Origin of the sequence: Methylobacterium sp. NPDC080182 (assembly GCF_050281105.1) — a bacterium.
GTDB lineage: Bacteria > Pseudomonadota > Alphaproteobacteria > Rhizobiales > Beijerinckiaceae > Methylobacterium.
Window position 1 is genome coordinate 437965 of sequence record NZ_JBNNWO010000003.1, and the last position, 24804, is coordinate 462768.

General features: G+C 74.2%; 29 protein-coding genes. 14 read left to right on the top strand and 15 right to left on the bottom strand.

The annotated features are described in order from the left end of the window. Positions 1-105: 105 nt before the first annotated feature. Positions 106-1092, top strand: a complete 987-nt coding sequence (locus ACQKQD_RS08185; RefSeq protein WP_427508048.1) for a catalase family peroxidase — start codon at positions 106-108, stop codon at positions 1090-1092. 59 nt (positions 1093-1151) lie between these two features. Here ACQKQD_RS08185 and ACQKQD_RS08190 read toward each other — a convergent pair whose 3' ends face one another. Together ACQKQD_RS08190 and ACQKQD_RS08195 are read right to left on the bottom strand one after the other, a co-directional pair. Next, positions 1152-1406, bottom strand: a complete 255-nt coding sequence (locus ACQKQD_RS08190; RefSeq protein ID WP_427508049.1) for a hypothetical protein — start codon at positions 1404-1406, stop codon at positions 1152-1154. Between the two features lie 85 nt (positions 1407-1491). Then, positions 1492-2070 carry a thermonuclease family protein gene (locus ACQKQD_RS08195; protein WP_427508050.1) on the bottom strand — a complete coding sequence of 193 codons (579 nt, stop codon included), beginning with the start codon at positions 2068-2070 and terminating at the stop codon, positions 1492-1494. Between the two features lie 112 nt (positions 2071-2182). Between ACQKQD_RS08195 and ACQKQD_RS08200 the strand changes: the two genes are divergently transcribed. The 3 genes from ACQKQD_RS08200 to ACQKQD_RS08210 are packed head-to-tail and all read left to right on the top strand — an operon-like array spanning position 2183 to position 4533. Next, positions 2183-2500 (top strand): PepSY domain-containing protein, encoded by a 318-nt coding sequence (locus ACQKQD_RS08200; RefSeq protein ID WP_427508051.1) that lies wholly within the window; start codon positions 2183-2185, stop codon positions 2498-2500. Positions 2501-2512: 12 nt separating this feature from the next. Beyond that, entirely contained in the window at positions 2513-3181 is a 669-nt protein-coding gene (locus ACQKQD_RS08205; protein ID WP_427508052.1) for a response regulator transcription factor, read from the top strand. Continuing rightward, complete coding sequence (locus ACQKQD_RS08210) at positions 3178-4533, top strand: ATP-binding protein (protein ID WP_427508053.1); 1356 nt, start codon at positions 3178-3180, stop codon at positions 4531-4533. The genes ACQKQD_RS08205 and ACQKQD_RS08210 overlap by 4 nt, the downstream gene beginning before the upstream one ends. A gap of 196 nt (positions 4534-4729) precedes the next feature. On the opposite strand, the gene cysC is transcribed toward ACQKQD_RS08210, so the two are convergent. The 7 genes from cysC to ACQKQD_RS08245 all read right to left on the bottom strand — a co-directional run bounded on the left by cysC (position 4730) and on the right by ACQKQD_RS08245 (position 10105). Continuing rightward, the gene (cysC, locus tag ACQKQD_RS08215) at positions 4730-5389 is read right to left on the bottom strand and encodes an adenylyl-sulfate kinase (protein WP_427508100.1); all 660 of its coding nucleotides are present in this window, start codon (positions 5387-5389) and stop codon (positions 4730-4732) included. Positions 5390-5459: 70 nt separating this feature from the next. Next, entirely contained in the window at positions 5460-6554 is a 1095-nt protein-coding gene (locus tag ACQKQD_RS08220) for a hypothetical protein (protein WP_427508054.1), read from the bottom strand. Between the two features lie 515 nt (positions 6555-7069). Continuing rightward, positions 7070-7789, bottom strand: coding sequence for a methionine biosynthesis protein MetW (gene metW / locus ACQKQD_RS08225; RefSeq protein WP_051123778.1), 720 nt, complete (start codon positions 7787-7789; stop codon positions 7070-7072). A gap of 29 nt (positions 7790-7818) precedes the next feature. Then, on the bottom strand, positions 7819-9024 hold the full coding sequence (metX, locus tag ACQKQD_RS08230; protein ID WP_132367561.1) for a homoserine O-acetyltransferase MetX: 1206 nt from the start codon (positions 9022-9024) through the stop codon (positions 7819-7821). Positions 9025-9186: 162 nt separating this feature from the next. After that, positions 9187-9366 (bottom strand): hypothetical protein, encoded by a 180-nt coding sequence (locus tag ACQKQD_RS08235; protein ID WP_091682522.1) that lies wholly within the window; start codon positions 9364-9366, stop codon positions 9187-9189. A 121-nt stretch (positions 9367-9487) separates the two neighbouring features. Next, on the bottom strand, positions 9488-9655 hold the full coding sequence (locus ACQKQD_RS08240; RefSeq protein WP_020095222.1) for a hypothetical protein: 168 nt from the start codon (positions 9653-9655) through the stop codon (positions 9488-9490). 156 nt (positions 9656-9811) lie between these two features. Beyond that, the gene (locus tag ACQKQD_RS08245; protein ID WP_026605255.1) at positions 9812-10105 is read right to left on the bottom strand and encodes a hypothetical protein; all 294 of its coding nucleotides are present in this window, start codon (positions 10103-10105) and stop codon (positions 9812-9814) included. Positions 10106-10306: 201 nt separating this feature from the next. On the opposite strand from ACQKQD_RS08245, the gene ACQKQD_RS08250 reads away from it, so the two are divergent. Together ACQKQD_RS08250 and ACQKQD_RS08255 are read left to right on the top strand one after the other, a co-directional pair. Continuing rightward, positions 10307-11422: a pyridoxal phosphate-dependent aminotransferase gene (locus ACQKQD_RS08250; RefSeq protein WP_427508055.1), complete on the top strand. Its 1116-nt coding sequence runs from the start codon at positions 10307-10309 to the stop codon at positions 11420-11422. After that, entirely contained in the window at positions 11415-12359 is a 945-nt protein-coding gene (locus ACQKQD_RS08255; protein WP_091682518.1) for a prephenate/arogenate dehydrogenase family protein, read from the top strand. The genes ACQKQD_RS08250 and ACQKQD_RS08255 overlap by 8 nt, the downstream gene beginning before the upstream one ends. 146 nt (positions 12360-12505) lie before the next feature. On the opposite strand, the gene msrA is transcribed toward ACQKQD_RS08255, so the two are convergent. Beyond that, the gene (gene msrA, locus ACQKQD_RS08260) at positions 12506-13234 is read right to left on the bottom strand and encodes a peptide-methionine (S)-S-oxide reductase MsrA (protein ID WP_427508056.1); all 729 of its coding nucleotides are present in this window, start codon (positions 13232-13234) and stop codon (positions 12506-12508) included. Positions 13235-13376: 142 nt separating this feature from the next. Here msrA and trpB point away from each other — a divergent pair, with 142 nt between their 5' ends. Next, positions 13377-14618: a tryptophan synthase subunit beta gene (gene trpB, locus ACQKQD_RS08265; RefSeq protein ID WP_020095227.1), complete on the top strand. Its 1242-nt coding sequence runs from the start codon at positions 13377-13379 to the stop codon at positions 14616-14618. 63 nt (positions 14619-14681) lie between these two features. Here trpB and ACQKQD_RS08270 read toward each other — a convergent pair whose 3' ends face one another. The 3 genes from ACQKQD_RS08270 to ACQKQD_RS08280 form a co-directional block, all read right to left on the bottom strand. After that, entirely contained in the window at positions 14682-15077 is a 396-nt protein-coding gene (locus ACQKQD_RS08270) for a type II toxin-antitoxin system VapC family toxin (RefSeq protein WP_020095228.1), read from the bottom strand. 11 nt (positions 15078-15088) lie between these two features. Beyond that, positions 15089-15331 (bottom strand): type II toxin-antitoxin system VapB family antitoxin, encoded by a 243-nt coding sequence (locus ACQKQD_RS08275; RefSeq protein WP_056523954.1) that lies wholly within the window; start codon positions 15329-15331, stop codon positions 15089-15091. Positions 15332-15426: 95 nt separating this feature from the next. Continuing rightward, positions 15427-15738, bottom strand: coding sequence for a helix-hairpin-helix domain-containing protein (locus ACQKQD_RS08280; RefSeq protein WP_427508057.1), 312 nt, complete (start codon positions 15736-15738; stop codon positions 15427-15429). A 401-nt stretch (positions 15739-16139) separates the two neighbouring features. On the opposite strand from ACQKQD_RS08280, the gene ACQKQD_RS08285 reads away from it, so the two are divergent. Then, positions 16140-18044 carry an ABC transporter ATP-binding protein gene (locus ACQKQD_RS08285; protein WP_427508058.1) on the top strand — a complete coding sequence of 635 codons (1905 nt, stop codon included), beginning with the start codon at positions 16140-16142 and terminating at the stop codon, positions 18042-18044. Between the two features lie 85 nt (positions 18045-18129). Then, complete coding sequence (locus tag ACQKQD_RS08290) at positions 18130-19029, top strand: cell envelope integrity EipB family protein (RefSeq protein ID WP_020095232.1); 900 nt, start codon at positions 18130-18132, stop codon at positions 19027-19029. Between the two features lie 9 nt (positions 19030-19038). Here the strand turns inward: ACQKQD_RS08290 and ACQKQD_RS08295 are convergent, their stop codons facing one another. Beyond that, positions 19039-19341 carry a DUF3572 domain-containing protein gene (locus ACQKQD_RS08295; protein WP_307188484.1) on the bottom strand — a complete coding sequence of 101 codons (303 nt, stop codon included), beginning with the start codon at positions 19339-19341 and terminating at the stop codon, positions 19039-19041. A gap of 74 nt (positions 19342-19415) precedes the next feature. Between ACQKQD_RS08295 and ACQKQD_RS08300 the strand changes: the two genes are divergently transcribed. The 5 genes from ACQKQD_RS08300 to ACQKQD_RS08320 all read left to right on the top strand — a co-directional run bounded on the left by ACQKQD_RS08300 (position 19416) and on the right by ACQKQD_RS08320 (position 24486). Beyond that, positions 19416-19787, top strand: coding sequence for a response regulator (locus ACQKQD_RS08300; protein WP_007560977.1), 372 nt, complete (start codon positions 19416-19418; stop codon positions 19785-19787). 170 nt (positions 19788-19957) lie between these two features. Continuing rightward, positions 19958-21331 carry a PleD family two-component system response regulator gene (locus ACQKQD_RS08305; RefSeq protein ID WP_427508059.1) on the top strand — a complete coding sequence of 458 codons (1374 nt, stop codon included), beginning with the start codon at positions 19958-19960 and terminating at the stop codon, positions 21329-21331. Between the two features lie 118 nt (positions 21332-21449). Continuing rightward, positions 21450-22658, top strand: coding sequence for a DUF2252 family protein (locus tag ACQKQD_RS08310; RefSeq protein ID WP_091925984.1), 1209 nt, complete (start codon positions 21450-21452; stop codon positions 22656-22658). Positions 22659-22795: 137 nt separating this feature from the next. Further along, on the top strand, positions 22796-23758 hold the full coding sequence (locus ACQKQD_RS08315; RefSeq protein ID WP_020095236.1) for an acetyl-CoA carboxylase carboxyltransferase subunit alpha: 963 nt from the start codon (positions 22796-22798) through the stop codon (positions 23756-23758). Beyond that, the gene (locus ACQKQD_RS08320) at positions 23755-24486 is read left to right on the top strand and encodes a papain-like cysteine peptidase (RefSeq protein ID WP_427508060.1); all 732 of its coding nucleotides are present in this window, start codon (positions 23755-23757) and stop codon (positions 24484-24486) included. Before ACQKQD_RS08315 ends, ACQKQD_RS08320 begins: the two co-directional genes overlap by 4 nt. Positions 24487-24543: 57 nt before the next feature. On the opposite strand, the gene ACQKQD_RS08325 is transcribed toward ACQKQD_RS08320, so the two are convergent. Beyond that, a complete protein-coding gene (locus ACQKQD_RS08325; protein WP_020095238.1) occupies positions 24544-24795 on the bottom strand; it encodes a DUF1640 domain-containing protein in 252 nt (83 codons plus the stop codon). Positions 24796-24804: the final 9 nt, after the last annotated feature.

Consider the following 24804-nt stretch of genomic DNA (forward strand, 5'->3'; position numbering starts at 1 on the left):
CGCAGCGGCATAGCTTTTGGTTGTGCCTCCGGCGCCTCGCTCCCTAGAAGATGGTCCGGTCCGCATTGACCGGCTCCCGAGAGCCCGCGCTGCCGAGAGGTTCCCATGCTGCGTTCGAGATCGGGTTTCGCCCTCCTGCTGAGCACCGCGCTCGCGGCCGCCGCCCCGGCCCTGGCCCAGGAGGCCTCCACCGCCGAGCAGACGATCGACGTGATGAACACGCTGTTCGGCAAGCATCCGGGCGCCCGGGCCAACCACGCCAAGGGCGTGGTCGCCGAGGGCAGCTTCACCCCGTCGCCCGAGGCGGCGAAGATCAGCAAGGCCTCTCTGTTCCAGGGGCCGGCAGTGCCGGTGACGATCCGGTTCTCGGACGCCACCGGCGTCCCGACCATCCCGGACGGCGCGGCCGACGCCAACCCGCACGGCCTCGCCCTCAAGTTCAAGCTGAGCGACGGCTCCGAGATGGACGTCGTCACGAACTCGCTCAAGTACTTCCCGGTCGCCACGGGCGAGGAGTTCCGCGACCTCCTGAAGGCCGCCGCCGAGAGCGGCCCGAAGGCCGCCCATCCGACCGCGCTGGAGCGCTTCGCCGCCGCCCACCCGGCCGCCGCCACCGCGGGCGGGACCGCCAGGACCCCGTCGAGCCTCGCCCGGCAGACCTACAACGGCGTCAACGCCTTCATCCTGGTGGACGCGGCCGGCAAGCGGCAGCCGTTCCGGTTCCGCTTCGTGCCGGTGGAGGGCGAGGAGATCCTCGCCCCCGAGGACGCGGCCAAGCGCGATCCGAACTTCCTGATGGCCGAGATCGGCCCGCGGGTCGCCAAGACTCCGGCGAGGTTCCGGATGCTGGCCCAGCTCGCCGAGCCGGGTGACCCGACCAACGACGCCACCAAGCCCTGGCCGGACGACCGGAAGACGGTCGATCTCGGCACCGTGACGGTGAGCAAGGTCGTGCCCGACAGCGCCGAGGCCGAGAAGGCGCTGCTGTTCATGCCCAACAACCTGACCGACGGGATCGAGGTCTCGGACGACCCGCTGATCGACGCCCGCGTCCAGGCCTACGCGGTCTCGTTCAGCCGCCGCTCGCAGTAGCGCGGCCCGGCCGGACGGAGTCTCCGACCCGTCGCCTCATCCCGAGGTGCCGGAGCGGATCAGCGGCCCGTCCCGGCCTTCGGGGCGGAGGGCGGCTTCGCGCCGCCCGGCTGCCCCTTGCTCTCGACCGGGCCCGTGCGGGCGCCGTCCCGGGTGGCGCCGGTGCCGCTGAGGCCGCCCGCGCCCATGCTGGTCGTGGGCGCGCCGGCATCCTTGCGTCCCTCGGCCTTGCCCTGGCCCTCGGCGGCGTGAACGGTCCCCGTCGCGCCGGCGAGGAGGACGGCGAGCAGCGTGGTACGGGTCAGGATCCTCATGGGGCCTCCGCGGGTCCACCGCCGCCCGGGCGGGCTCTCCGGTCCAACCGGGCGCGCCCGGGAGCGTTCCCGTGAGGACGGGGCGTCACCCGGCGGCGCGCAGGCCCGCGGCGGCGCGGCGGCCCCGCCGCTCGGCGGGATCCTGGAACACCCCCGACCACAGGCCGAGGCGGCGCCCCCAGGCCCGGTCCGCCGCGGGCGCATAGTCCGGCGCGACGTCGCGATCGGGCAGGGCGAGGCCCTGCGCCACCATCCAGGCCCCGAGATCCGCCTCGCCGACCCGGCAGAGCGCCGCGCCCGCCTCGCCCCGCGGCTCGCAGGTGACGGCCGCCCCGCCGATCCGGTCGGCGAGCGCCCGGGCGGCGTCGCGGCCGCATGGGTAGGGCCGGTCCCGGGCGTCCGCGCAGGTCGCGTCGGCCTCCGGCGCGGCGATCCCGAACAGGCTCACCGGCCGCCCGCCGACGCGCAGCGTGCCGCCGTCGATCACCTGGGCGGGGCCGCGCAGGATCTCGCCGGCCCGGGCGGGGGCGTGCCAGGACAGGCCGCCGATCAGGAGCGCGGCGAGGAGCGGCAGGCGCGAGCGGCCGCCCCTGTCGTCCGGGCAGAGGAGGGTGCCGGCGAGGCCGGCCGCGCAGGCGAGGAGGATACCGACGTAGAGCGACATGGTCTCAGGTCTCCGGAAGGGCTATGGCGGCCCTTGTGCCGAAGCCCCGCCCCGCGACCCTGACGCCGGCTGTCAGCGTCCCGTCAGGCGGCGCGGCCTAGCCTGCGCCCGCATGAGCCCGTTCCTGCCCCGACGCGCCCTCGTTCTCGCCCTCGGCCTGCTGGCCACCCTCGCGGGCGGGCCCCTGCACGCCTCCGAGGATGCCGACCGGGCCCGCCGGGCGCTGGAGAGCGGCGAGATCCGCCCCCTCGACGCGGTGCTGGCGGCGGCCCGGTCGGCGGTGCCGGGGGACGTCGTGTCGGTCGACCTCAAGCGCGACGACGGGCACTGGCTGTACAAGCTGCGCATCCTCGGGCCCGACGGGAAGCGCCGGACCGTGAAGGTCGATGCCGGCACGCTGAAGATCCTGGACGAGGACGACGATGATTGAGGAGGCCGGCCCGTGCGCGTCCTGATCGTCGAGGACGAGCCGCGCATCGCGGCGGACGTCCGGCAGGGGCTGGAGAGGGCCGGCTACGTCGCCGACGTGGTGGCGGACGGCGAGGCGGCGTGGTTCCGCGCCGAGACCGAGACGTACGACGCCATGGTGCTGGATCTCGGCCTGCCGCGCCTCGACGGGCTCGGCGTGCTGCGCCGCCTGCGCGCGGCCGACGTCGCCCTGCCGGTCCTGATCCTCACCGCCCGCGACGGCTGGCGCGAGCGCGTCGAGGGCATCGACGCCGGCGCCGACGACTACCTCGCCAAGCCGTTCCGGATGGAGGAGCTGGTCGCGCGGCTGCGGGCGATCCTGCGGCGCACCGCCGGCCACGCCGCGCCGGTGCTGCGCGCCGGCACGGTCGAGCTCGACACCCGCACCCGCGCGGTCAGCGTCGACGGCAGGCCCACGGAGCTGACCGCCCTGGAATACCGGCTGCTGGCCTTCCTGCTGCACCGGCCGGGGCAGGTCGTGCCGGCGGGCGAGCTGCTCGACCACCTCCACGGCGTCGGGACCGAGCGCGAGGCCAACGCCCTGGAGGCGCTCCTGACGCGCCTGCGCCGCAAGATCGGGCCGGGGGTGATCGAGACACGCCGCGGCCAGGGCTACCTGATCACCGGACCGGACGGGCCGTGAGGCGCGACTCCCTCCGCCTGCGGCTCGGCCTCGCGGCGGCCGCGCTGATCGCGCTGGCGCTGGTGCTCGCCGGGATCGGCCTCACGGTGATCCTCGACCGGGTGCTCGACGCCCGCACCGTCGCCGATCTGGACCGGACCGCCAAGCTCATCGCCGGCCGGGTGGGCCTCGCGCCGGACGGGACGCCGACCCTGTCCCGGGACCTGCCGGACCCGCGCTTCGCCACGCCCTACGGCGGCCTGTACTGGCAGGTCGAGGCGGGATCGCGCGCGCTGCGCTCGCGCTCCCTCTGGGACAGGAGCCTCGACCTGGGACCGGCCGGGGCGGCCGCGCAGGCCCCCGCCACCCGCGACACGACCGGGCCCGACGGCGGCCGGCTCATCGCGGTGGTGCGGCCGCTGCAGATCGGCGCGCCGGGCGCCGAGACCGCGCTGCGGGTCGCGGTGGCGGAGGACCGGCGCGGCCTCGCGGCGAGCCGGACCACGTTCCTGCGCCTGCTCGTCCCGGCGCTCGTCGCCCTGTTCGTCGTCCTGACCCTGGCGATGGGCCTGTTCGTGCACCGGGCGCTCGGCCCGTTCCGGGTGCTGCAGGCGGAGCTCCTGGCGGTCCATGCCGGGCGGCGGGCGCGGCTTCCGGAGCAGTTCCCCGACGAGGTCCGGCCGCTGGTCACCGACCTCAACCGGCTGCTCGACGCGCAGGAGCGCGCCCTGATCCGCGCCCGCGACGCCGCCGCCGACATGGCCCACGGCCTCAAGACGCCGCTGGCGGTGCTGGACGCGCTGGCGCGCCGGACCGGGCCGGCCGACCCGGCGCTGGCGGCCGAGATCGCCGAGCAGGCGCGGGCCATGGGCGGGCAGGTGGAGCGGGCGCTGGCCCGGGCGCGGGTCGCGGCCGCGGGCGACCTGCGGCGGCGGTCCTGCCCGGTCGCCCCGGTGGCGGAACGCCTCGTCGCGACCCTGCGGCGGCTGCCGGAGGGCGGGTCCCTCGACTGGGCCGTGGCGGTGCCCGGGACCCTCTCCTATCCGGGCGAGGAGGGCGAGCTGATGGAGGTGCTGGGCAACCTCCTCGACAATGCCCGGAAGTGGGCGCACCGGCGGGTCCGGATCACCGGGACGGAAGCCGGGACGGACGCCGGCCAGCCGGGCCTCGCCGTCGAGGATGACGGCCCCGGCATGAGCGCCGCGGCCATCGCGGGGATCGGGCGCGGCCAGCGCTGGGACGAGAGCCGGCCGGGCACCGGCTTCGGCATCGCCATCGCCCGCGACGTCGCCGAGGCCGCCGGAGCCCGGCTCGATTTCGGCCGCTCGGCGCTGGGCGGCCTGCGGGCGGAGCTGCGCTGGCCGGGCGGGTAGGGCGAGCCAGGCGCCTCCCAATTCGCGCCCTCATCCTGAGGTGCCGGCTGAGGTGCCGGAGCGAAGCGCAGGCCTCGAAGGCGGGCTCCAGGGATCGCGCGGCCGGCTGGAACCCTCCTTCGAGCCCCGCTTCGCGGTCACCTCAGGATGAGGGGATGGCTGGGAGGACCCGGTGTGCGCGTCGGGAACCACACGCTCACCGCCCCGGCCTCGCACCCGCGCCCGCCCGGCTCAGCCGCATCAGCCGCGCGCTCAGGGCGCGGGCGCAGGCCGCGGTGCCGCGGCCCTCGGTGGCGATCGTCAGGTCCGGTCGCTCCGGCGCCTCGTAGGGCGCCGAGATGCCGGTGAAGCCCGGGATGCGGCCGGCGCGGGCCAGCCGGTAGAGTCCCTTCGGGTCCCGGGCCTCGCACAGGCCCAGTGGCGTGTCGACGAACACCTCCAGGAACGGGATGTCGCCGGCGATCCGGCGCGCCAGCGCCCGGTCGGCCCGGTAGGGCGAGATCAGCGAGACGATCACCACCGTCCCCGCCTCGGCCATCAGCCGCGCCACCTCGGCGGTGCGCCGGACGTTCTCGGCGCGGTCCTCCGGCGAGAAGGCGAGGTCGGCGTTGAGCCCGTGGCGCAGGTTGTCGCCGTCGAGGACCGCGCTGTGCCGGCCGCCCGCGACCAGGGTCCGGTCGGCCTCCGCCGCCAGCGTCGACTTCCCCGCCCCCGACAGGCCGGTCAGCCACGCGATCACCGGCACCTGGCCGAGGCGCGCCCAGCGCGCCTCCCGCGCCTGGAGGGGGTGCCAGGTCACGGGGCCCGGAGGGAGGCCGGCCGGAACCGTCTGCGGGATCTTCTGCACGACGCACATATCCACCGCCTGGGGCAGCAGCCGCGGGGGCGGCCGCCGGTTCTCGGACATCGACACGAGCGCGCGGGCCCTAGGGCACGCGCCAGACCGGGTAGCCGACGGCCTCGCCGAGGCGCTCCCGGCACTCCTCCAGGATGTGGGCCGTCCGCCGCCGCCACGCGGGCGGGGACCGGAAGGCGGCCCGCGCCGCCGCCGCCCGCACCAGCGCCTCGACCGCGGCCTCCGTCTCGGGCGCGATCGGACCGGCGGCGAGCTCGTTCGGCGGCGCGGCGGGCGCGGCCGCGATCACCGCGTCCCAGCTCTGCCCCCAGCAGGCGGCGGCGAAGCGCGCGTTCCCGGCCGCGTAGCGCGCCGCGACGCGGGCCAGCCCCTCCGGCGCGTCGCCGCGGAACCGCTCCGCGTCGAGCCCCCGCGCCCAGGCCCAGTCGTCGAGGACGTGGCCGAGCAGCCGGCGATGCCCGGTCACCTGCCGGTGCACGCCGAGCCGGTACAGGCGGCGCGACGCCTCGACCGCGACCGGCCCGGAACTCCGGTTGGTGCGGTAGGCGAGGTCGGCCGGGCCGAGGAGCGGCGCGAGGCGCTCGCCCAGCCCGAGCCCGTCGACCAGCCGCGCCAGCAGCGGCGCGTCGGACCGCCGGTCGCGGTACGGCAGGGCGGTGACGCGCCCCGCGGCGGCGCGGCGCCAGGGCTCGAGCCGGTCCGCGTAGTCGTAGCGCCGGGACCCGCCCTCGGAGCGCAGGAAGCCGCGGAACGTGCGGCCCTCGGCGACGACCTGCGCCCGCAGGGCGTAGGCCGAGGCCAGCTGCTCGGCCTGCGGCTTGACCACGAGCGCCGCCTCCAGGGCGAAGCCGCGGCGCGCGAACAGGTCGGACAGGATCTCGGGAACGCGCCAGAACGGGCGCTGGACGGAGAAGTCCTCGTAGGAGAGCAGGACCGTGTCGGCCGGCGTGGCGGCCAGGATCGCGTCGAGCCGCGCGAGGGCCTCGCGGCGCTCCGCGGCGCCGCGGCGCCGGTCCAGCGCCTGGCCGAGCCGGTAGTGGTTGACGTCGTCGCTGCCGGGGGCGCCCGGCGGGGCGAGGTTCGGGTAGCAGATCCCGGCCGCGGCGAGGCGGGGGCGCAGGCGGGCCAGCACCTCCTGGAACGCGGTGGAGCCGGTTCGGGGCATCCCGATGTGAACGATCGCGCGGCGCACGTGTCCTGTCGACCCTGCTGGAATTCGCGGTTGCGGCAAGTCTTCCGCGCAGCCGGGCACAGTCCACGACCCCTCGTGGACGCGCACGTCTCGGGATGAACGCCGGACGAATCCGTAATCACGGTCCGATCACGGGAACGCGACCAGAAATAGCCAAGCTCCGTTTCTGCTCTATTTCAGACGGATTGCGGAATCGCCGGGCCGGGGCGCCGCGGGTGCGCCCGGGAGAGACAGCGCCGCGCGGCGACCCTTGAGCGCCGGACAACAGCGGCGCGATGCTGGGGCCGCTTCCGATCGTGTTGCAACGGTTGGGAAGGACGACGACCCCGGTCGAGACATCCGCGCCACGCCCCCTCTCCCGTGCGGCAGAGGGTTGGGGTGAGGGACAAGACGCTTCGAGGTCGAGCGAGCCATCACGGCGCGACGGGGGTGTGCCTCGTCCGGCACGGGCTCGACGCGCCACCGCCTCGCCTTGCTCGGGAGCGGTTCTAGGGCCCGGCATCCTCGCGCCGGAGCAGGAACACGCCCTGCGCGCCGAACAGGTTCCAGACCCACCAGGGCATGGAGAACCGCATCGGCCGGCCGCGGGCGTCCAGCGCCGTGGCGTGCTCGATCCGCGCGCCGATCAGGCGGCACAGGCCGACAAAGTCGCGGATCGTGCAGTGGTGGATGTTGGGCGTCTCCCACCACGCGTCCGGCATGATCTCGGTGACCGGCATCCGCCCGCGGAAGGCAAGCTCGGAACGCACCCGCCAGTGCCCGAAATTCGGGAACGAGATGATCACCTGCCGGCCGATGCGCAGCAGGTGCTCCAGCACCACCCGGGGATTGCGGGTCGCCTGGATGGTCTGGGACAGGACCACGACGTCGAAGGCCCCGTCCGGGTAGTTGGCGAGGTCGGTGTCGGCGTCGCCCTGGATCACCGACAGGCCCCGGGCGAGGCAGGCGTTCACGCCCTCGCGGGACAGCTCGATCCCGCGCCCGTCGATGGCGCGGCGGTCGCGCAGCAGCGCCAGCAGCGAGCCGTCGCCGCAGCCGATGTCGAGCACCCGGGCGCCGGCCGGGACGAGGCCGAGCACGACGAGGTGGTCGACGCGGGCGCCGCCGCCCTCGGCCGCGTGGGGCAGGGCGTCCGCGCCCTCCCAGGGGGCGCCGTGGCGGACCTTGCCCAAGGAGATCTTGCCCAGGGGCAGCTTGCCGAAGGTCATCTTGCCGGGCCCGCCGCTCGCCATCCGCGTCACAGCCCGCGCGCCCGGGCGGCGGCGTCGATGAAGCCGCGGGCCGCGGAGAACATCGCCGGCTCGTCGAGCAGGAAGGCGTCGTGGCCCTTGTCGCTCTCGACCTCCACGAAGGCCACCGGCGCCGCAGCGGCGTTGAGCGCGTGGACGATCGCCCGGGAGTCGCGGGTCGGGAACAGCCAGTCCGAGGTGAACGAGATCACGCAGAAGCGGGTCTTGGTGCCCCGGAAGGCGTTGGCGAGCACGCCGCCGTGGTCCTCGGCGAGGTCGAAATAGTCCATCGCCCGGGTCAGGTAGAGGTAAGCGTTGGCGTCGAACCGCTCGACGAAGCTCAGGCCCTGGTGGCGCAGGTAGCTCTCGATCTGGAAATCGGCGTTGAACGAGAAGGTCGGCGCCGTGCCGCCCTGGAAGCGCCGGCCGAACTTCCGGTGCAGCGCCGGCTCGGACAGGTAGGTGATGTGCGCGCCCATCCGGGCGACGCCGAGCCCCTTGGCGGGCCGGGTGCCCGCCTCGAGGTAGCGCCCGTCCGCCCAGGCGGGGTCGGCCATGATCGCCTGCCGGCCGACCTCGTGGAAGGCGATGTTCTGCGCCGAGTGGCGGGCGCCGGTGGCGATCGGCATCGCGGCGAAGACGCGCTCGGGATAGAGCGCCGCCCATTGCAGCACCTGCATCCCGCCCATCGAGCCGCCGATGCACAGGAACAGGTCCCGGATGCCGAGATGCTCCAGCAGCATTGCCTGGGCCCGGACCATGTCGCGGATCGTCACCAGCGGGAAGTTCAGCCCGTAGGGCCGCCCCGTCGCCGGGTCGATCGAGGCCGGGCCGGTGGAGCCCATGCACGAGCCGATGACGTTCGAGCAGACGACGAAGTAGCGGTCCGTGTCGATCGGCTTGCCGGGGCCGACCAGCGTCTCCCACCAGCCGGGCTTGCCGGTCACCGGGTGGGTGTGGGCGAAGTACTGGTCGCCGGTCAGCGCGTGGCAGATCAGGACCGCGTTCGAGCGCGCGGCGTTGAGCGTGCCGGCGGTCTGGTAGGCGATCTGGAAGGGCGCGAGCTCGACGCCCGCGTCGGTGAGCAGGGGCGTGTCGGCGTCGAAGCGCGCCACCGGGCTCCGCGGGTCGAGCGCCTGCGAGCGCTCGGACGCGCGCCGCGCCGGCTCGTCGATCGGGTCCGGCCTCAGGGCCGTGTCCGTTTGGGTGTCCATGGCGGGTCTTGACGACCGTGTATCGGTTCGGATCCGAACCGAGAGAGCACGGGATCGCCTGACGCGCCGCACTCGCCCGACGCGGCCAGCCCCGCCGAGGTAATGCGCGGGGGGCCGAGCGTCAACGCGGGCGGGCCGGACGGTCAGGCCCGGCCGGGTCGCTCACGCGATCGGGGCGGCCATCACGGCGAGCCCCAGGGCGGGCAGGCCGAGCGCGAGGGCGGCCCGGGCATCCAGACGGTCCGCACGGACGCCCGCCCGCCAGTGCCGGCTCGCCGCGCTCTCGATCAGCATGCCGGTGAGCACGAGACCGCAGCCGATCAGGGCCTGCATCGAAACCATGGGAACCTCGCCCGGACAGCCGCGCGACCGGGGGCGCCGCGCGTCTCGGCGCGCCCCCGGTTGCCGCTGGGAAAGTCCGTCCGGTGTCTGACGGTTCCTCGCCGGCGCCTCAGCCGGCGCTTCAGCGCATGGCGGCCGCGCAGGCCGCGAAGACCAGGGCGGCGCCGGCGGCCGTGATGCAGCCGTTGGCCCAGGGCGCAGCCTCGGCGCGCCGCAGGCGGCAATCCGCGGCGACCGAAACGAGGATCCCGATCAGGAAGAGGCTGCAGGGGATCAGGTCACCGGGCATCGTCGATCCATCCAGGGGTTGCGGGTCGGGGCACGCCCGACGCGCCCCTGTTCTCCCGGTTCAACAGGCCGAAACGTGGCGAGTGCCCCGCGGCATTTGCGCGTCGCCGATTTGCCGCGGCGCCCCGGATGGATCGCGCTGGTTGAAGTCCGCCGATCAGGTCCTGGCCGAGGCCGGCCGGGTGTCGAAATCCTCCGGGCCCAGATCGAGGAGGTCGTTGGGGGTCTCGGTCCGGTCGTAGGCCTGGCTCGCCGCGGCCTCGATCACCGGCTGATTGCGGGCGAACAGCTCCAGGGGGGCGAGGTCGGCGCCGCCGAACTGCTGGCGCAGCACGGGAACCGGGACCTCGACCGCGATCACCCGCTGGCCGTTCGTCATGGCGAAGCGGATCAGCGAGTCGTCGGCGGGGAGGATGTGGGCGCCGCCGTCCAGGTAGCGTTCGAGGGGCATGCGGGGATCCTTCGTGGTGGGCGCCTGTCGGCGGAGCGCCGGCATACAGGCACGACTCCGTGGGGCCGGACAAGTCGCCCCGGCCGGGTCGAGTCTGGTCGGGCCGCCACCTCCGGAGTCGGCCCCGGGTTCACCGGCCGAGGAAATGCTGTAGACGGGCGCGGAACCGACCGAACCCCGCGCATCCCGAGTCGCACCGCAATGTCCGCCCCCCGACCCGCCCGTCCGGAACCGCGTCCCGGCGTCCTGGCGATCGACACCTACGTGCCCGGCAAGAGCGGGCGGCCCGGGGGCGGCAAGGTCTACAAGCTGTCCTCCAACGAGACGCCCCTCGGCCCGAGCCCGGCGGCGCTGGCCGCCCTCCACGCGGCGACCGCCAAGCTCGAGACCTACCCGGACGGGCGCGCCACGGTGCTGCGCACCGCCATCGCCCGGCGCTACGGGCTCGATCCCGAGCGGATCGTCTGCGGCGCGGGCTCGGACGAGCTCCTGTCGCTGCTGGCCTACGCGTATGGCGGGCCGGGCACCGAGGGGATCTACTCGGAGCACGGATTCCTGGTCTACCGGATCGCCATCCTGGCCTCGGGCGGCGAGCCCGTGGTCGCGCCCGAGCGCGACCTCACCGTCGACGTCGACGCGATCCTGGCCCGGGTCACCGACCGGACCCGGATCGTCTACGTCACGAACCCCAACAACCCGACCGGCACCTACCTGCCGTTCGACGAGATCCGCCGCCTCCACGCCGGCCTGCCGCCGCACGTGCTGCTGGTGATCGACGGCGCCTACGCCGAGTACGTCCGGGCGAACGACTACTCGGCCGGGCTCGAGCTGGCCCTCGAGGCCGAGAACGTCGTGATGACCCGCACCTTCTCGAAGATCCACGGGCTGGCCGCCGTGCGGATCGGCTGGATGGTCGCGCCGGCGCACGTGGCGGACGCGGTCAACCGGATCCGCGGCCCGTTCAACGTCTCGGGCCCGGCGATCGCCGCGGGCTCGGCCGCCATCGCCGACGAGGCGCACATGGCCGCCGCCGCCGCCCACAATGCCGAGTGGCTGCCGAAGCTCACCGAGGGCGCCCGCGCGCTCGGCCTGGAGGTCACGCCGAGCGTCGCGAACTTCCTGCTGATCCACTTCCCCGACGCGCCCGGCCGCTCGGCCGAGGACGCGGACGCGTTCCTGACCGAGCGCGGCCTGATCACCCGGCGGGTCACCGCCTACGGCCTGCCCAACGCCCTGCGGGTGACGGTGGCGGGCGCCGAGGCCAACACGGCGTTCCTGGCCGCGCTCGGCGACTTCGTGCGGGGCCGGCATGGCTGAGCCGCTCAAGGCCGAGGCGCCCGCCGTCGGCCGCCTCGCCATCGTCGGCCTCGGGCTGATCGGCTCCTCGATCGCCCGGGCGGCGCGCCGCTACGGCCTCGCCCGGACCATCGTGGCGGTGGACCGCGACGCGGCCGTGCGCGCCCGGGTGCGCGAGCTCGGCATCGCCGACGTCGTCACGGGCGACCCGGCGGAGGGCGCCGCCGGCACCGACCTCGTCATCCTGTGCGTGCCGGTGGGCGCGATCGGGGCGGCGGCGGCCGAGATGGCGCCGCATCTCAAGCCCGGCGCGATCGTGTCGGATGTCGGCTCGGTGAAGGGCGCCGTGGTGGCGGCGGTCCGGCCGCACCTGCCCGAGGGCGTCGCGCTGGTCCCCGGGCACCCGATCGCCGGGACCGAGTTCTCGGGGCCGGACGCGGGCTTCGCGACCCTGTTCCAGGGCCGCTGGTGCATCCTGACCCCGCCCGAGGGCACCGATCCGGCGGCGATCGAGACCGTCCGCGCCCTGTGGGCGGGGATGGGCGCCGACGTCGAGACGATGAGCGCCGAGCACCACGACCACGTGCTCGCCATCACCAGCCACCTGCCGCACCTGATCGCCTACAACATCGTCGGCACCGCGGCCGACCTCGAGGCGGCGACGCAGTCCGAGGTGATCAAGTTCTCGGCGAGCGGGTTCCGCGACTTCACCCGCATCGCGGCGTCGGACCCGACTATGTGGCGGGACATCTTCCTCAACAACCGCGAGGCGGTGCTGGAGATGCTCGGCCGGTTCAACGAGGACCTGTCGGCGCTCGCCAAGGCGGTGCGCTGGGGCGACGGCGACGCGCTCCACGCGATGTTCACCCGCACCCGGGCGATCCGGCGCAGCATCGTGGCGCAGGGCCAGGAGACCGCGGCCCCGGATTTCGGCCGGCCGCGCCCGCCGGAGGAATAGGGAAGGCGGCGGACCGACCCTCACACGGACTAGGTCCCTCAGCGCCGTCTTTGCGAGCGCAGCGAAGCAATCGAGGGGGCTCTACGCTGTGGGGGATGTCGCGCTGCCCTGGGTCGCTTCGCTGCGCTCGCGATGACGGGGAGCGCTCAAGCCGGCGGGCGGTTGACCAGCACCGGCTGCGCGGCCGTCCGCTCCGGGAACAGCTGCTTCAGGGCCTCGAGCTTCGGCGCGTCGTTGGCGGCGATGTACGGGTGGCCGGGGTGCAGGGCCATGAAGTCCTGGTGGTAGCCTTCCGCCGGGTAGAACGCGGCGCCCGGCTCGATCCGGGTGGCGACCGGCCGCGCGTAGACCTGGGCCGCGTCGAGCTGGGCGATGTAGGCCCCGGCCACCCGCGCCTGGTCGGCGTCCTGCGGGAACAGGGCCGAGCGGTACTGGCGCCCGGCATCGGGTCCCTGGCGATCCACCTGGGTCGGGTCGAGGGCCACCGAGAAGAAGATCCGCAGCAGCTCGTCGTAGCGGATGACCGACGGGTCGTAGGTGACCGACACGGCCTCGGCGTGGCCGGTCCCGCCGCCGCTCACGGTGCGGTAATCGGCCTCCGCGCGGGTGCCGCCGGCGTAGCCCGACACCGCGCCGCTCACCCCGCGCACGTGCTGGAACACCCCCTGCACGCCCCAGAAGCAGCCGCCGGCGAAGACGGCCACGCGCGGCCCCGGCGGCTCGGCGGAGCGGGTCACGGCCTCCGGCAGGCGCCGGGGCGCCTCCTCGGCGAAGGCCGGGAGCCGGGGGAGCAGGACGGCGCCCGCGAGCCCGAGCCCGAGCCCCGCCCCGAGGACCGGGCGGGAGAGGGTGCGGAACGTGTCGCGAAGGGCCATGGTCAACCTCCTGCCGGATGCTGACAGCCCGTTCGCGCCGGCGCCCGATCCGGTTACGCGCGCGGCTGGCCGCATTGCGGTGACGGCGACATGGGTCTAGGCACCCGGCAACAGATCGACACGCGCGCGCAGGATCCGTCCCGTGACCATCGCCCCCGAGCCCAACTCCTTCCGCACCGGCCCCGACGAGCGCGGCCGCTTCGGCATCTTCGGCGGCCGCTTCGTCGCCGAGACGCTGATGCCGCTGATCCTCGAGCTGGAGGCGGCCTACGACGCGGCCAAGCAGGACCCGACCTTCCAGGCCGAGATGGAGAGCTACGGCACCCACTATATCGGCCGGCCGAGCCCGCTCTACTACGCCGAGCGCCTCACCGAGCACCTGCGCGCCAAGGCGCCGGCGGGGCAGGGCGCCAAGGTCTATTTCAAGCGCGAGGAGCTGAACCATACCGGCTCCCACAAGGTGAACAACGTGCTGGGCCAGATCCTGCTGGCCCGCCGCATGGGCAAGCCGCGGATCATCGCCGAGACCGGCGCCGGCCAGCACGGCGTCGCCACCGCCACGCTCTGCGCGCGCTTCGGCCTCAAGTGCGTCGTCTACATGGGCGCGGTCGACGTCGCCCGGCAGGCGCCCAACGTCTTCCGCATGAAGATGCTCGGCGCCGAGGTGATCCCGGTGGAATCCGGCACCAAGACCCTCAAGGACGCCATGAACGAGGCGCTGCGCGACTGGGTCACCAACGTCGCCGACACGTTCTACTGCATCGGCACGGTGGCGGGCCCGCACCCGTACCCGGCCATGGTCCGCGACTTCCAGTCGGTGATCGGCCGCGAGACCCGCGAGCAGATGATCGCCCAGGAGGGCCGGATCCCGGATTCCCTCGTCGCCTGCATCGGCGGCGGCTCGAACGCCATGGGGCTGTTCCACCCGTTCCTGGACGACCGCGAGGTCGAGATCTTCGGCGTCGAGGCCGCGGGCCACGGCGTCCAGTCGGGCCTGCACGCGGCCTCGCTCACCGGCGGCAAGCCGGGCGTGCTGCACGGCAACCGCACCTACCTGCTGATGGACGGGGACGGCCAGATCGCCGACGCGCACTCGATCTCGGCGGGCCTCGACTATCCGGGCATCGGCCCCGAGCACGCGTGGCTGCACGAGATGGGCCGGGTCACGTACCTGTCGGCGACCGATTCCGAGACGCTGGAGGCGTTCAAGCTCTGCTCGATGCTGGAGGGGATCATCCCGGCCCTGGAGCCGGCCCACGCCCTGTCCAAGATCCTGGAGCTCGCGCCGCAGCGCCCGGCCGAGCACCTCATGGTGCTCAACATGTCGGGCCGCGGCGACAAGGACATCCCGCAGGTGGCCGAGATCTTCGGCACGAAGATCTGAGGGCGCGCGGCGGCGGTCCTCCGCCCGCCGCGCCCCGCCTGTCCCGCGCGCGGACCGTCGGCCTCAGGCGGTCTCGATGTCCGTGAGCGGGAAGTCGTTGCCCTTGTGGAGCAGCGGGATGCCGTGGGCGCGGGCACAGGCGTAGGCGAAGCAGTCGCCGAAGTTCAGGCCGGCCGGGTGCCGGCCCTTGCCGAAGCGGTCGTAGGCGTCCAGCGCGCCCGCTTCGGCCTCCGGCGGGACGGCCACGATCTCGATGCCGGCGAGGTCGAGATAGGCGTGCACCGCCTCGCGGGCGGCCGGGACCGGGAGATCGAGGTGGCGCGCCAAGGCCACGCCGGTTTCCCAGACCGCCAGGGGCGACGTCACGCGGCGCAGCGCCCGCTGAAGCCGGGCCGCCAGGGCGGCCGCATCCGTCTCGTCGGTGAGGATCGCCGTGAGGGCCGACGCATCCACGAACATCGGGTCCCGCCTCAGGTGCGCTCGTACAGACCGTCGATGAACGCCGCGTCGGCGGGCTTCCGGTCCGGACCGGCACGCTCGTGCAGGGCACGGACGAAGTCGGCCGTCCGCGCGACGAGATCGGGCCGGTTCGTCTGGCGGGCGATCTCGTTCTGAAGCGCGCGGCGCACCGCGTCGGTCTTGCTCGTGCCCAGCAACGCCATGAGCTGGGCCGCGAGGGCGTCGACCTGCGGATCCTTGACGTAGAGCGGCATGCGCGGACCCCTGGGATATCCCGCACAGCGCTAATTTATATCCTCGGACGCCGCAAGACGGAGCGGGCCGGAGCGGGTCGCCGGGCCGCGGCCGCTCACCGCACGGTCACCTGATCCTTGATCTTCTCGTAGACCGGCCGGCTGAGGACGCGCTTCGACAGCAGCTGCTCAACCGACGTGTAGGGCCGCTTGGCGACGATCGCCCGGCCGATGGCGCCGCCGCCGCGCAGGTGATTGAGATCCGCCACCGAGGCGGTGTTGAGATCGAGGATGGCCAGGGCCCGGGGACCGGCGCTGTCCTCCGCCCGGTCGACCTCGGCCTGACCGGCCGCCTCCTGCGCCGACGGATCGGGCTGCGCCTCCCGCGGGAGCGGCTCGGCGGGGAAGGCCGTCGCGTCGGAGGGCATCCGCGCCGGCGCCGGAGCGCCGCCGGACGGGGCGGGGGCAGGCTCGACCGCCGCCGTGGGCGGGGTGGGCGGAGCGGCCGGGGCGGGCGGCGCCGCGGGAGCCAACGGAGCCGCAGGAGGCGGCTCGACGCGCCGGACCGTGGCCGAGGGCTGGGGGGCCGCCGGTGTTTCCGGAGCGGACGCGGGCGGAGTCGCCGGTCCGGGCGCGGGGCTCGGCAGCAGGGCCTGCACCACCGCCGCGAGGATGCCGGCAATGATGAGAAGAACCGAAACTCTGAGGATTGCAGGACCGCTGAGCACGCACCACTCGACGAGGATTAAAACTATATGCATCTACAGTTAATGATATCCTTGCACGTCGTCCAATCCACGCCCGAAACCCGGCGGGTCATCCCCAGGGTATGAGCGGGCCCGCACCGCGGCCGGGGGCGGGACTGCGTCGGCGGCTGGGTGAGCGACTCGGCAAGCACCTGGGCGAGCGCCTGGGCGCGCGCGTCGGCGCCCTGCGCTACCTGCCGACCCTGTTCCGGGAGATCGCCGCCGCGAGCCCGCGCCTGCTGGCGGCGAGCCTGTCGCTGCGCCTCGTGGCGGCCTGCCTGCCGGTCCTGACCCTCTACCTCGCCAAGCTGATCCTCGACGGGATCGTGGCCGAGCACGCCCGCCCGGCGCCGGAGGCGGGGCTCGCTTCGTGGCTCGCCGATCCCGGCCGGGCGCGGCTCGCCGGCCTCGTCGCCGCCGAGTTCGGCCTCGCCCTGCTCTCGGACCTGACCGGCCGGCTCTCGAGCCTCGTCGAGACCCTGATCGGCGACCTCTACGCCAACGCGGCCTCCCTGCGGCTGATGGCGCACGCCGCCGAGCTCGACCTCGCGCAGTTCGAGGACAGCGCCCAGCAGGACCGGCTGGAGCGGGCCCGCCGGCAGGTCAGCGGCCGCACCGGCCTCATCGGCACGGTGTTCGGCCAGCTCCAGGGCCTCCTGACCCTCGCGACCCTGGCGGTCGGGGTTGCGGCCTTCACGCCCTGGCTCGTCGTGCTGATCGCCGCCGCCCTGGTCCCGGCGGTGCTCAACGAGTGGCACTTCACCAAGGCCGGCTACCGCCTCGCCTGGATCCGCAGCCCCGAGCGGCGGCGGATCGACTACCTGCGCTACCTCGGCGCCAGCGTCGAGACCGCCAAGGAGATCAAGCTCTTCGGCCTCGCGGGCTACCTCACCGGGCTCTACGCCGCGGTGGCGGGGCGGCTGCTCGCCGAGAACCGCGGCCTCGCGGTCGCCCGGGCCGGCTGGGGCTTCGCCTTCGCGAGCCTCGGGACGCTCGCCTACTACGCCGCCTACGCGGTGATCGTCTGGCGGACGGTGGCGGGCGCCTTCTCGGTGGGCGACCTCGCCTTCCTGGCCGGCGCGTTCCAGCGGCTGCGCGGCGGCCTGGAGGGGCTGCTCCTCGGGCTGACCCAGATCACCGGCCAGGCGCAGTATCTCGAGGATTTCTACGCCTTCTTCGCGATCCGGCCGCAGATCCGCTCGCCCGCCCGGCCCGCGCCGGTGCCGAGCCCGATCCGCGCGGGGCTGGTCTTCGAGGGGGTCGGCTACCGCTACCCGGGCACGCAGGTCTGGGCGCTGCGCGACCTCTCCTTCGCCGTCCGGGCCGGGGAGACGGTGGCGCTGGTCGGCGGCAACGGCGCCGGCAAGACCACGATCGTCAAGCTGATGACCCGGCTGTACGACCCGCACGAGGGCCGCGTGCTCCTCGACGGCGTGCCGCTGGCCGCCTACGACCTCGACGACCTGCGGGCGCGGATCGGGGCGATCTTCCAGGACTTCGTCCGCTTCGACCTCACCGCCGGGGAGAACGTCGCGGTCGGCCGGATCGCGGCCGACGACGACGCGGACCGCATCGCGGCCGCGGCGGCCCGCGGGCTCGCGGCCCCGGTGATCGAGCGCCTGCCCGCGGGCTACGCCCAGCCGCTGGGCAAGCGCTTCGCCGGCGGCCTCGACCTCTCCGGGGGCGAGTGGCAGAAGGTCGCGCTGTCCCGGGCCTACATGCGCGAGGCCGAGATCCTGATCCTGGACGAGCCGACCGCCGCCCTCGACGCCCGGGCCGAGCACGACGTCTTCGCCCGGTTCCGGGAACTGTCGGCCGGGCGGACGACGGTGCTGATCTCGCACCGCTTCTCCACCGTGCGCATGGCCGACCGCATCCTCGTCCTGGAGGGCGGCCGGGTCCTGGAGGAGGGCAGCCACGCCGCCCTCATGGCGCGGGGCGGCCGCTACGCCGAGCTGTTCGCCCTCCAGGCCGAGGGCTACCGGTAGGCCGGCCGGCGCGTCGCCGGGGCGGCCCAAGCATTGCCCGATTCCCTGAGCCTGCTATCTGCGGCGGACCGAACCGGGGTTGTCCATGCGCCTGCGCCTCTTCCCACTGCTGACGGCCGGTCTTCTCGTCTGCGCCGGGCCCACCCGCGCGGCCCCGCCCGCCGCGCCCGAACCGGAGGCCAAGCCGCCGGCGCCCGAGATCGTGCTCGCCAACCACCGCGCGGTCTACGACCTGTCGCTGGCCGAGGGCGGCGGCACCCGCTCGGTGGAGAGCGCCCGCGGGCGCATCGTCATCGACTTCCGGGGCGACGCCTGCCGCGGCTACACGATGCAGACCCGGCAAGTGACGGAGCTGTCCTCCGGCGAGACCGGCGCGCGCCTGTCCGACATGCGCAGCACCACCTTCGAGGGCGGGCAGGGGCGCGAGTTCCGGTTCAAGACGACGACGCTCACCAACAACAAGCCCGCCGCCCCCGTGGACGGGACCGCCTCCGAGCAGGGCGACGCCCTGACGGTGAAGCTGAAGGGCGGCCCCAAGCCGTTCACCGTGGAGGGGCCGGTCCTGTTCCCGAGCGAGCACATGCGCCGCCTGATCGAGGCGGCGCGGGCCGGCCAGTCGACCCTCGCGGTCAAGGTCTTCGACGGCTCGGACGACGGCCGGAAGGTCTACGACACCTTCGCGGTGATCGGCCACGCCGCGACCGGCCCGGCCCCGGCCTCCGGCTCGACCCGCGACAAGCCCCTGCGCGACGGGTCGCTGGCCACCATGCCGCGCTGGCCGGTCCGCCTCAGCTACTACACCGAGGGCGCCGGGGAGCGGACGCCGATCTACACCCTCGGCTTCGACCTCTACGAGAACGGCGTCAGCGGCGCGCTCAAGCTCGATTACGGCGACTTCGCCATCCTGGGCGACATGACCGCCCTCGACATCGACGCCAAGGCGGGGCGGGCCGACAGGGAGGCGGGCAAGGGCTGCACGCCCTGAGGCCCCGCCTCACGCCCATGCGTCGTCCGGCCGCGGCGAGAGCGCCTGCCAGGCCGCGGCGATCCGCTCCGGCTTGATCCCGAGGCCGTTCGCGCAGGCGACCAGCACGTTCTCGTCGCCCATCACGTGGTCGAGGACGCCGACCAGGAAGGCCGGCTCCCGGGCGCTCGCGCGGAGCGTGTCGGGGCTCAGGCCGCTCGCCGCCAGGAAGGGCAGGAGACGGTCGTCGTCCCCAGCGATCCACAACAGAACGTCCAGGGCGAGCCGTTCGGCCGACTCATGCCCTTGAAGAGGTTTGCCATTCATCAACATGTGAACGCTACAAAGGTGACGGAGGGGCTTCACGGCCCGCTAATCATGATCGGCGCGCACCGGGACAACGGATCATGAAGAAGACGGTGCTGATCGTCGAGGACAACGAGTTGAACATGAAGCTGTTCAACGATCTCCTGGAGGCGAACGGCTACGCGACGCTCAAGACCGCCCACGGCATCGAGGCGATCGAGCTGGCGCGCGCCCATCACCCCGACCTGATCCTCATGGACATCCAGCTCCCCGAGGTCTCCGGCCTCGAGGTGACGAAGTGGCTCAAGGAGGACGACGACCTCAAGAGCATCCCGGTGATCGCCATCACGGCTTTCGCCATGAAGGGCGACGAGGAGCGGATCCGCGAGGGCGGCTGCGAGGCCTACCTGTCGAAGCCGATCTCGGTCGCGAAGTTTTTGGCAACGGTTCGGGCCTATCTTGAACCGCGTTGACTCCGGCGAGGCGTGCCGTTGAACCGGACCCCCGGCCGCGCCGGGCCGGGTGACCGGTTCAACCGTCCGTCCCGTCGTGTCCGCCCCGGCCCCGGCGGCCGACCGGCGGCGCGCCCCCACGGCACACGGCGCCCGGTCCGGGCCGCTCACCCGCGCCCGCACGAGGAACCATGTCGGCCCGTGTCCTGATCGTCGACGATCTGTTCCCGAACGTCAGGCTTCTGGAGACGAAGCTCGGCCTGGAATATTTCGACACGCTCGCGGCCATGAACGGCCGGGACGCGATCGCGATCTGCGAGAAGGGCCTCTGCGACCTCGTCCTGCTCGACGTGATGATGCCCGGCATGGACGGGTTCGAGGTCTGCCGGCACCTCAAGAACAACCCGCTCACGGCCCACATCCCGGTGGTGATGGTCACGGCCCTCGACCAGCCCGCGGACCGCCTGCGCGGCCTCGACGCCGGGGCCGACGACTTCCTGACCAAGCCGGTGGACGACACCGCCCTGTTCACCCGGGTGCGCAGCCTCGTGCGGCTCAAGGCCGTGACGGACGAGCTGCGCCAGCGCGCGCTCGCCTCCCGGGAGTTCGGGATCGGCGATCCCCTGGCGCTCGCCACCGCCGAGACCGGCCTCGACGCCCGGATCCTGCTGATCGAGGACCGGCCCGGCTCGGCCGAGCGCCTCGCCGGGGCCCTGCGCCAGCACCACGTGGTCACGGTCGAGCCCGACCCGCAGGAGGCCCTGCGCCTCGCCGCCGAGGAGTCCTTCGACCTCGCCCTCGTGAGCCTCGACCTCACCGGCTTCGACGGCCTGCGCCTGTGCAGCCAGCTCCGGTCCCTCGACCGGACCCGGGCGATGCCGCTGATCATGCTCGCCGAGGAGTACGACCGCGCCCGGGTGGTCCGCGGCCTCGATTTCGGCGTGCACGACTTCCTGATGCGGCCGGTCGACCGCAACGAGCTGATGGCCCGGGTCCGCACCCAGGTGAAGCGCAAGCGCTTCACCGACGCGCTCCGGAGGGCGATGCAGGCCTCCCTGCAGATGGCCGTGACCGACGCGCTCACCGGCCTGCACAACCGGCGCTACCTCGACAGCCACCTCGGCACCCTGTTCGGCGACGAGGCCGCCCGCCGGGCGAGCCTCGCCGCGCTGATCCTCGACATCGACCACTTCAAGGGGATCAACGACAGCTTCGGCCACGAGGCCGGCGACGAGGTGCTGCGCGGCTTCGCCGAGCGGGTCCGCCAGCACACGCGGCCGATCGACATCGTGGCGCGCTACGGCGGCGAGGAGGTGGTGGTGATCCTGCCGGAGGCGGGCCTCGTCGAGGCGCAGGGCATCGCCGAGCGCATCCGCGAGCGCGTCGAGGCGGTGCCGTTCACCGTGCAGGGGGCGACCCGGACCGTGCCGGTGACGGTCTCGATCGGCGTCGCCGTGCGCCGCGGCGAGGATCTCGGCCCCGCCGACATGCTCCGCCGGGCCGACCTCGCCCTCTACCGGGCCAAGGCGGCGGGCCGGAACCGGGTCGAGTCGCAGGCGGCCTGACAGGCGTCCCCGCGTCAATACGCGCGCCCGCGCGCGCGGATGAAAAGTCCGGCCTCGCCGTGTTATCGGATTCGGCCGGCCCGTCGAGGCCGGCGGAGCGGCGCGCGGGACCGAACCCATGGACATGCAGGTACCGGCACGATCCGGCCGCGACGCGAGCGTGCTGAACCACCGCCGCCTGTGCAAGATCGCGTCCTCGCCGCACGCCTACGTCCGCGGCAGCACGGCGCGGTTCTACGAGCTGCTCGCCGGGATGCCGGCCGGCACCCTGCCCGAGGGGCCGCCCGTCTGGATCTGCGGCGACGCGCATCTCGGCAATCTCGGCGCGCTCGCCGGCCCGGACGGCGGGATCGACATCCAGATCCGCGACCTCGACCAGACCGTGGTGGCGAACCCGGCCTTCGATCTCGTCCGGCTCGCGCTCTCCCTGGTCACCGCGGCGCTCAACGCGACCCTGCCGGGCATCGTCACCGCCCGGATGATGGACGCCATGGCGGACGGCTACGCCGACGGGATCGCCGATCCCGAGGGGGCCGAGCGGGGCGTCGACCCGTCCGAGATCGTCGTCACGACGAAGCGGCGGGCGCTCGGCCGGCGCTGGCGCCACCTCTCGCGCGAGCGCCTGAAGGGCAAGGCCGCCCGGCTCCCGCGGGGCAGCCGGTTCTTCGACCTCGACGCCGACGAGCAGGACGCGCTGACGGCGCTGATCCGCGACCCGGAGATCCGCCGCCTCGTCCTGGCGCTCGGCAGCGCGGCCGACGACGCCGAGATCCGGTTGCTCGACGCCGCCTACTGGATCAAGGGCTGCAGCTCCCTCGGGCGCCTGCGCTACGCCGCCCTGGTGGAGGTGCTGGGCGGCGACCGCCCGAACCTTGCCCTCCTCGACGTCAAGGAGGCGGTGCCGCACCTCGCGCCGGCCGCCGCCGGGATCGCGGTGCCGCCCGACCACGCCGCGCGGGTCGTCGCGGGGGCGCGGGCGCTGTCGCCCAACCTCGGCGACCGGATGGTCGCCGGCCACATCGGCGGCACGCCCGTCACGGTCCGCGAGCTGCTGCCGCAGGATCTCAAGATCGACGCCGAGCAGTTCTCCCGCGGCGAGGCGGTCCGCGTCTCCCGGCACCTCGCCGCCATCCTGGGCCGGGCCCACGGCCGCCAGATGGGCGCGGCCGACCGCCGGGCCTGGATCGACGCCGTGCGGGCGCCGGGCCCGGGCCCCGACGCCCCCGGCTGGCTCTGGTCGGTGGTCACCGACCTGATGGGCGCGCACCAGCGCGGCTACCTGGAGCATTGCCGCCGGATCGCCCGGGAGGCGCTGGACGCGGCCTGACGCGGCCTGACGCGGCCCGGACCGGCCCGGACCCGGGGCGCTTCCGCCACGCCGCCGGTTGACACCATCCCCGCCATCGCCAACACCTCCCGCCCGCCGCCTCTCGCGCGGCGGACCCCGGGAAGACCTGTGATACGATGGCGGTGACGCGCACCTACCTCGACTTCGAGAAGCCGGTGGCCGAGCTGGAGGCCAAGCTCGAGGAGCTGCGCGCCGTGAGCGCGCGCGACGGCGCGGTCTCCATCGCCGAGGAGGTCGGCCGGCTCGAGGCCAAGGCCGGCCAGGCGCTCGCCGAGATCTACGCGAATCTGACCCCCTGGCAGAAGACCCAGGTGGCCCGCCACCCGCAGCGGCCGCACTTCGTGGACTACCGCGACGGGCTCATCACCGAGTTCACCCCGCTGGCCGGCGACCGCAGCTTCGGCGAGGACGAGGCGATCCTGGGCGGGTTCGGCCGGTTCCGCGGCCGGCCGGTCCTGGTGCTCGGCCAGGAGAAGGGCGCCACGACCGAGGCGCGGCTGCGCCACAATTTCGGGATGGCCCGGCCCGAGGGCTACCGCAAGGCGGTCCGGCTCATGGAGACCGCCGACCGGTTCGGTCTGCCGGTCCTCGCCTTCGTGGACACCGCCGGCGCCTATCCGGGCATCGAGGCGGAGGAGCGCGGCCAGGCCGAGGCCATCGCCCGCTCGACCGAGGCCTGCCTCGCGCTCGGCGTGCCCAACGTCGCCGTAGTGATCGGGGAGGGCGGCTCGGGCGGCGCGATCGCGCTCGCCACCGCCAACCGGGTGCTGATGCTGGAGCACGCGATCTACGGGGTGATCTCGCCGGAGGGCGCCGCCTCGATCCTGTGGCGCGACCAGGGCCGCGCGTCGGACGCCGCGACCGCCATGAAGATCACCGCCCAGGACCTGCTGCGGCTCGGCGTCATCGACGCGATCATCCCGGAGGCCACCGGCGGGGCGCACCGCGACCGCGAGGCGGCGATCCGGGCCGCGGGCGACGCCATCGCCGACGCCCTCGCGCAGTTCGACGGCCTCTCGCCCGTCGAGGTCCGCGACCGGCGCGCCGAGAAGTTCCTGGCGATCGGCCGGACCCTGTGAGCGAGCCCGGGGCGACGGGGGGCCTGTTCGGCGCGCTCGGCCGGCTGCTCGGCCGGCGCGACGCGCGGGAGCCGGGCCGGCACAACCACGTTTCCCTGGGCTGCAATTGCCAGATGGCGCACGTCCTCAAGACGCTCGACCTGCGCCAGTGGTCGGGGCCCCTCGACTGGATCTTCTCCATGCCCGGCATGGCCCGGGACTGCCTCGCCGACGACTTCGCGGCGCTCGTCGACCGGGGCCAGCTGGAGAGCATCCCGGAGGCCGAGCGGCGCGGCCCCGGCATCTGGCGGGGGCGCCACCGCCTCTACCGGGAGCGGCACGGCCTCGAGTGCGTGTTCAACCACCACGACCCGGCGACGAGCGAGGCGGACTACGCCTTCCTCACCGAGGGCGTGCGCCGGCTGCGCCGGGCCCTCGACACGCCGGGCACCGACAACCGCCTCTGGATGATGACCCATCTGCACACGCCCCGCGACGTGGTCGAGGCGATCGACGACCTGCTCGGGCAGCGCGCCAGCCGCAACCACCTGACCTTCGTGCAGCTCGAGACCGGGCACCCGCGCATGGCGGTGGTCGAGGCGCTCGACCTCCGGCCCACCCTGCGCTGGCTCACCGTGCAGACGCCCTCGGAGCCGGTCGGCCTGCGGCTCGCCGACCCGGCCGACGACGCGGCGCTGGTGGCGATCATCCGCGCCGAGGCGGCGCGGCGGCCGGCTCTGTTCGCCTGAGCGGGCGCCCGGGGGCGACGTTGCGGGGCGGCGGCCGGTCGGCTCCCGGGGCGGCCGTCAATGCGCGGCGCGCGACAGGGCAACGATCGCGCCGACGATGACGATCGTCTGGAAGCCGATCGAGCCGATCACCCATTTCATGATGTCGAACTTCGCTTCGGCCAGATCGGTCTTGGTGACGAGGTTCGTCAGATCGGAATCCCGACTCTCGCGGATCGCCGCGGTGATCGCCTCGGCCTGATCCTCGGACAGTCCGGTCGCCCGCAGGCGACGGACGAGGGCGTGCGTGTCGAGCGAGAGGGCCGTCATGGGCGACGT

Bases quoted from the DNA above. Each gene is read 5' to 3' on its own strand.
- metX (WP_132367561.1), bottom strand. From the start codon at position 9,024: ATGGACACCCAAACGGACACGGCCCTGAGGCCGGACCCGATCGACGAG.
- ACQKQD_RS08315 (WP_020095236.1), top strand. From the start codon at position 22,796: ATGGCGGTGACGCGCACCTACCTCGACTTCGAGAAGCCGGTGGCCGAG.
- ACQKQD_RS08290 (WP_020095232.1), top strand. From the start codon at position 18,130: ATGCGCCTGCGCCTCTTCCCACTGCTGACGGCCGGTCTTCTCGTCTGC.
- ACQKQD_RS08250 (WP_427508055.1), top strand. From the start codon at position 10,307: ATGTCCGCCCCCCGACCCGCCCGTCCGGAACCGCGTCCCGGCGTCCTG.
- ACQKQD_RS08185 (WP_427508048.1), top strand. From the start codon at position 106: ATGCTGCGTTCGAGATCGGGTTTCGCCCTCCTGCTGAGCACCGCGCTC.
- msrA (WP_427508056.1), bottom strand. From the start codon at position 13,234: ATGGCCCTTCGCGACACGTTCCGCACCCTCTCCCGCCCGGTCCTCGGG.
- ACQKQD_RS08240 (WP_020095222.1), bottom strand. From the start codon at position 9,655: ATGCCCGGTGACCTGATCCCCTGCAGCCTCTTCCTGATCGGGATCCTC.
- ACQKQD_RS08195 (WP_427508050.1), bottom strand. From the start codon at position 2,070: ATGTCGCTCTACGTCGGTATCCTCCTCGCCTGCGCGGCCGGCCTCGCC.
- ACQKQD_RS08255 (WP_091682518.1), top strand. From the start codon at position 11,415: ATGGCTGAGCCGCTCAAGGCCGAGGCGCCCGCCGTCGGCCGCCTCGCC.
- ACQKQD_RS08220 (WP_427508054.1), bottom strand. From the start codon at position 6,554: ATGCCCCGAACCGGCTCCACCGCGTTCCAGGAGGTGCTGGCCCGCCTG.
- metW (WP_051123778.1), bottom strand. From the start codon at position 7,789: ATGACCTTCGGCAAGCTGCCCCTGGGCAAGATCTCCTTGGGCAAGGTC.
- ACQKQD_RS08325 (WP_020095238.1), bottom strand. From the start codon at position 24,795: ATGACGGCCCTCTCGCTCGACACGCACGCCCTCGTCCGTCGCCTGCGG.
- ACQKQD_RS08295 (WP_307188484.1), bottom strand. From the start codon at position 19,341: ATGTTGATGAATGGCAAACCTCTTCAAGGGCATGAGTCGGCCGAACGG.
- ACQKQD_RS08190 (WP_427508049.1), bottom strand. From the start codon at position 1,406: ATGAGGATCCTGACCCGTACCACGCTGCTCGCCGTCCTCCTCGCCGGC.
- ACQKQD_RS08275 (WP_056523954.1), bottom strand. From the start codon at position 15,331: ATGCCGCTCTACGTCAAGGATCCGCAGGTCGACGCCCTCGCGGCCCAG.
- ACQKQD_RS08285 (WP_427508058.1), top strand. From the start codon at position 16,140: ATGAGCGGGCCCGCACCGCGGCCGGGGGCGGGACTGCGTCGGCGGCTG.
- ACQKQD_RS08270 (WP_020095228.1), bottom strand. From the start codon at position 15,077: ATGTTCGTGGATGCGTCGGCCCTCACGGCGATCCTCACCGACGAGACG.
- ACQKQD_RS08280 (WP_427508057.1), bottom strand. From the start codon at position 15,738: ATGCCCTCCGACGCGACGGCCTTCCCCGCCGAGCCGCTCCCGCGGGAG.
- ACQKQD_RS08310 (WP_091925984.1), top strand. From the start codon at position 21,450: ATGGACATGCAGGTACCGGCACGATCCGGCCGCGACGCGAGCGTGCTG.
- ACQKQD_RS08235 (WP_091682522.1), bottom strand. From the start codon at position 9,366: ATGGTTTCGATGCAGGCCCTGATCGGCTGCGGTCTCGTGCTCACCGGC.
- ACQKQD_RS08300 (WP_007560977.1), top strand. From the start codon at position 19,416: ATGAAGAAGACGGTGCTGATCGTCGAGGACAACGAGTTGAACATGAAG.
- ACQKQD_RS08200 (WP_427508051.1), top strand. From the start codon at position 2,183: ATGAGCCCGTTCCTGCCCCGACGCGCCCTCGTTCTCGCCCTCGGCCTG.
- cysC (WP_427508100.1), bottom strand. From the start codon at position 5,389: ATGTGCGTCGTGCAGAAGATCCCGCAGACGGTTCCGGCCGGCCTCCCT.
- ACQKQD_RS08305 (WP_427508059.1), top strand. From the start codon at position 19,958: ATGTCGGCCCGTGTCCTGATCGTCGACGATCTGTTCCCGAACGTCAGG.
- ACQKQD_RS08245 (WP_026605255.1), bottom strand. From the start codon at position 10,105: ATGCCCCTCGAACGCTACCTGGACGGCGGCGCCCACATCCTCCCCGCC.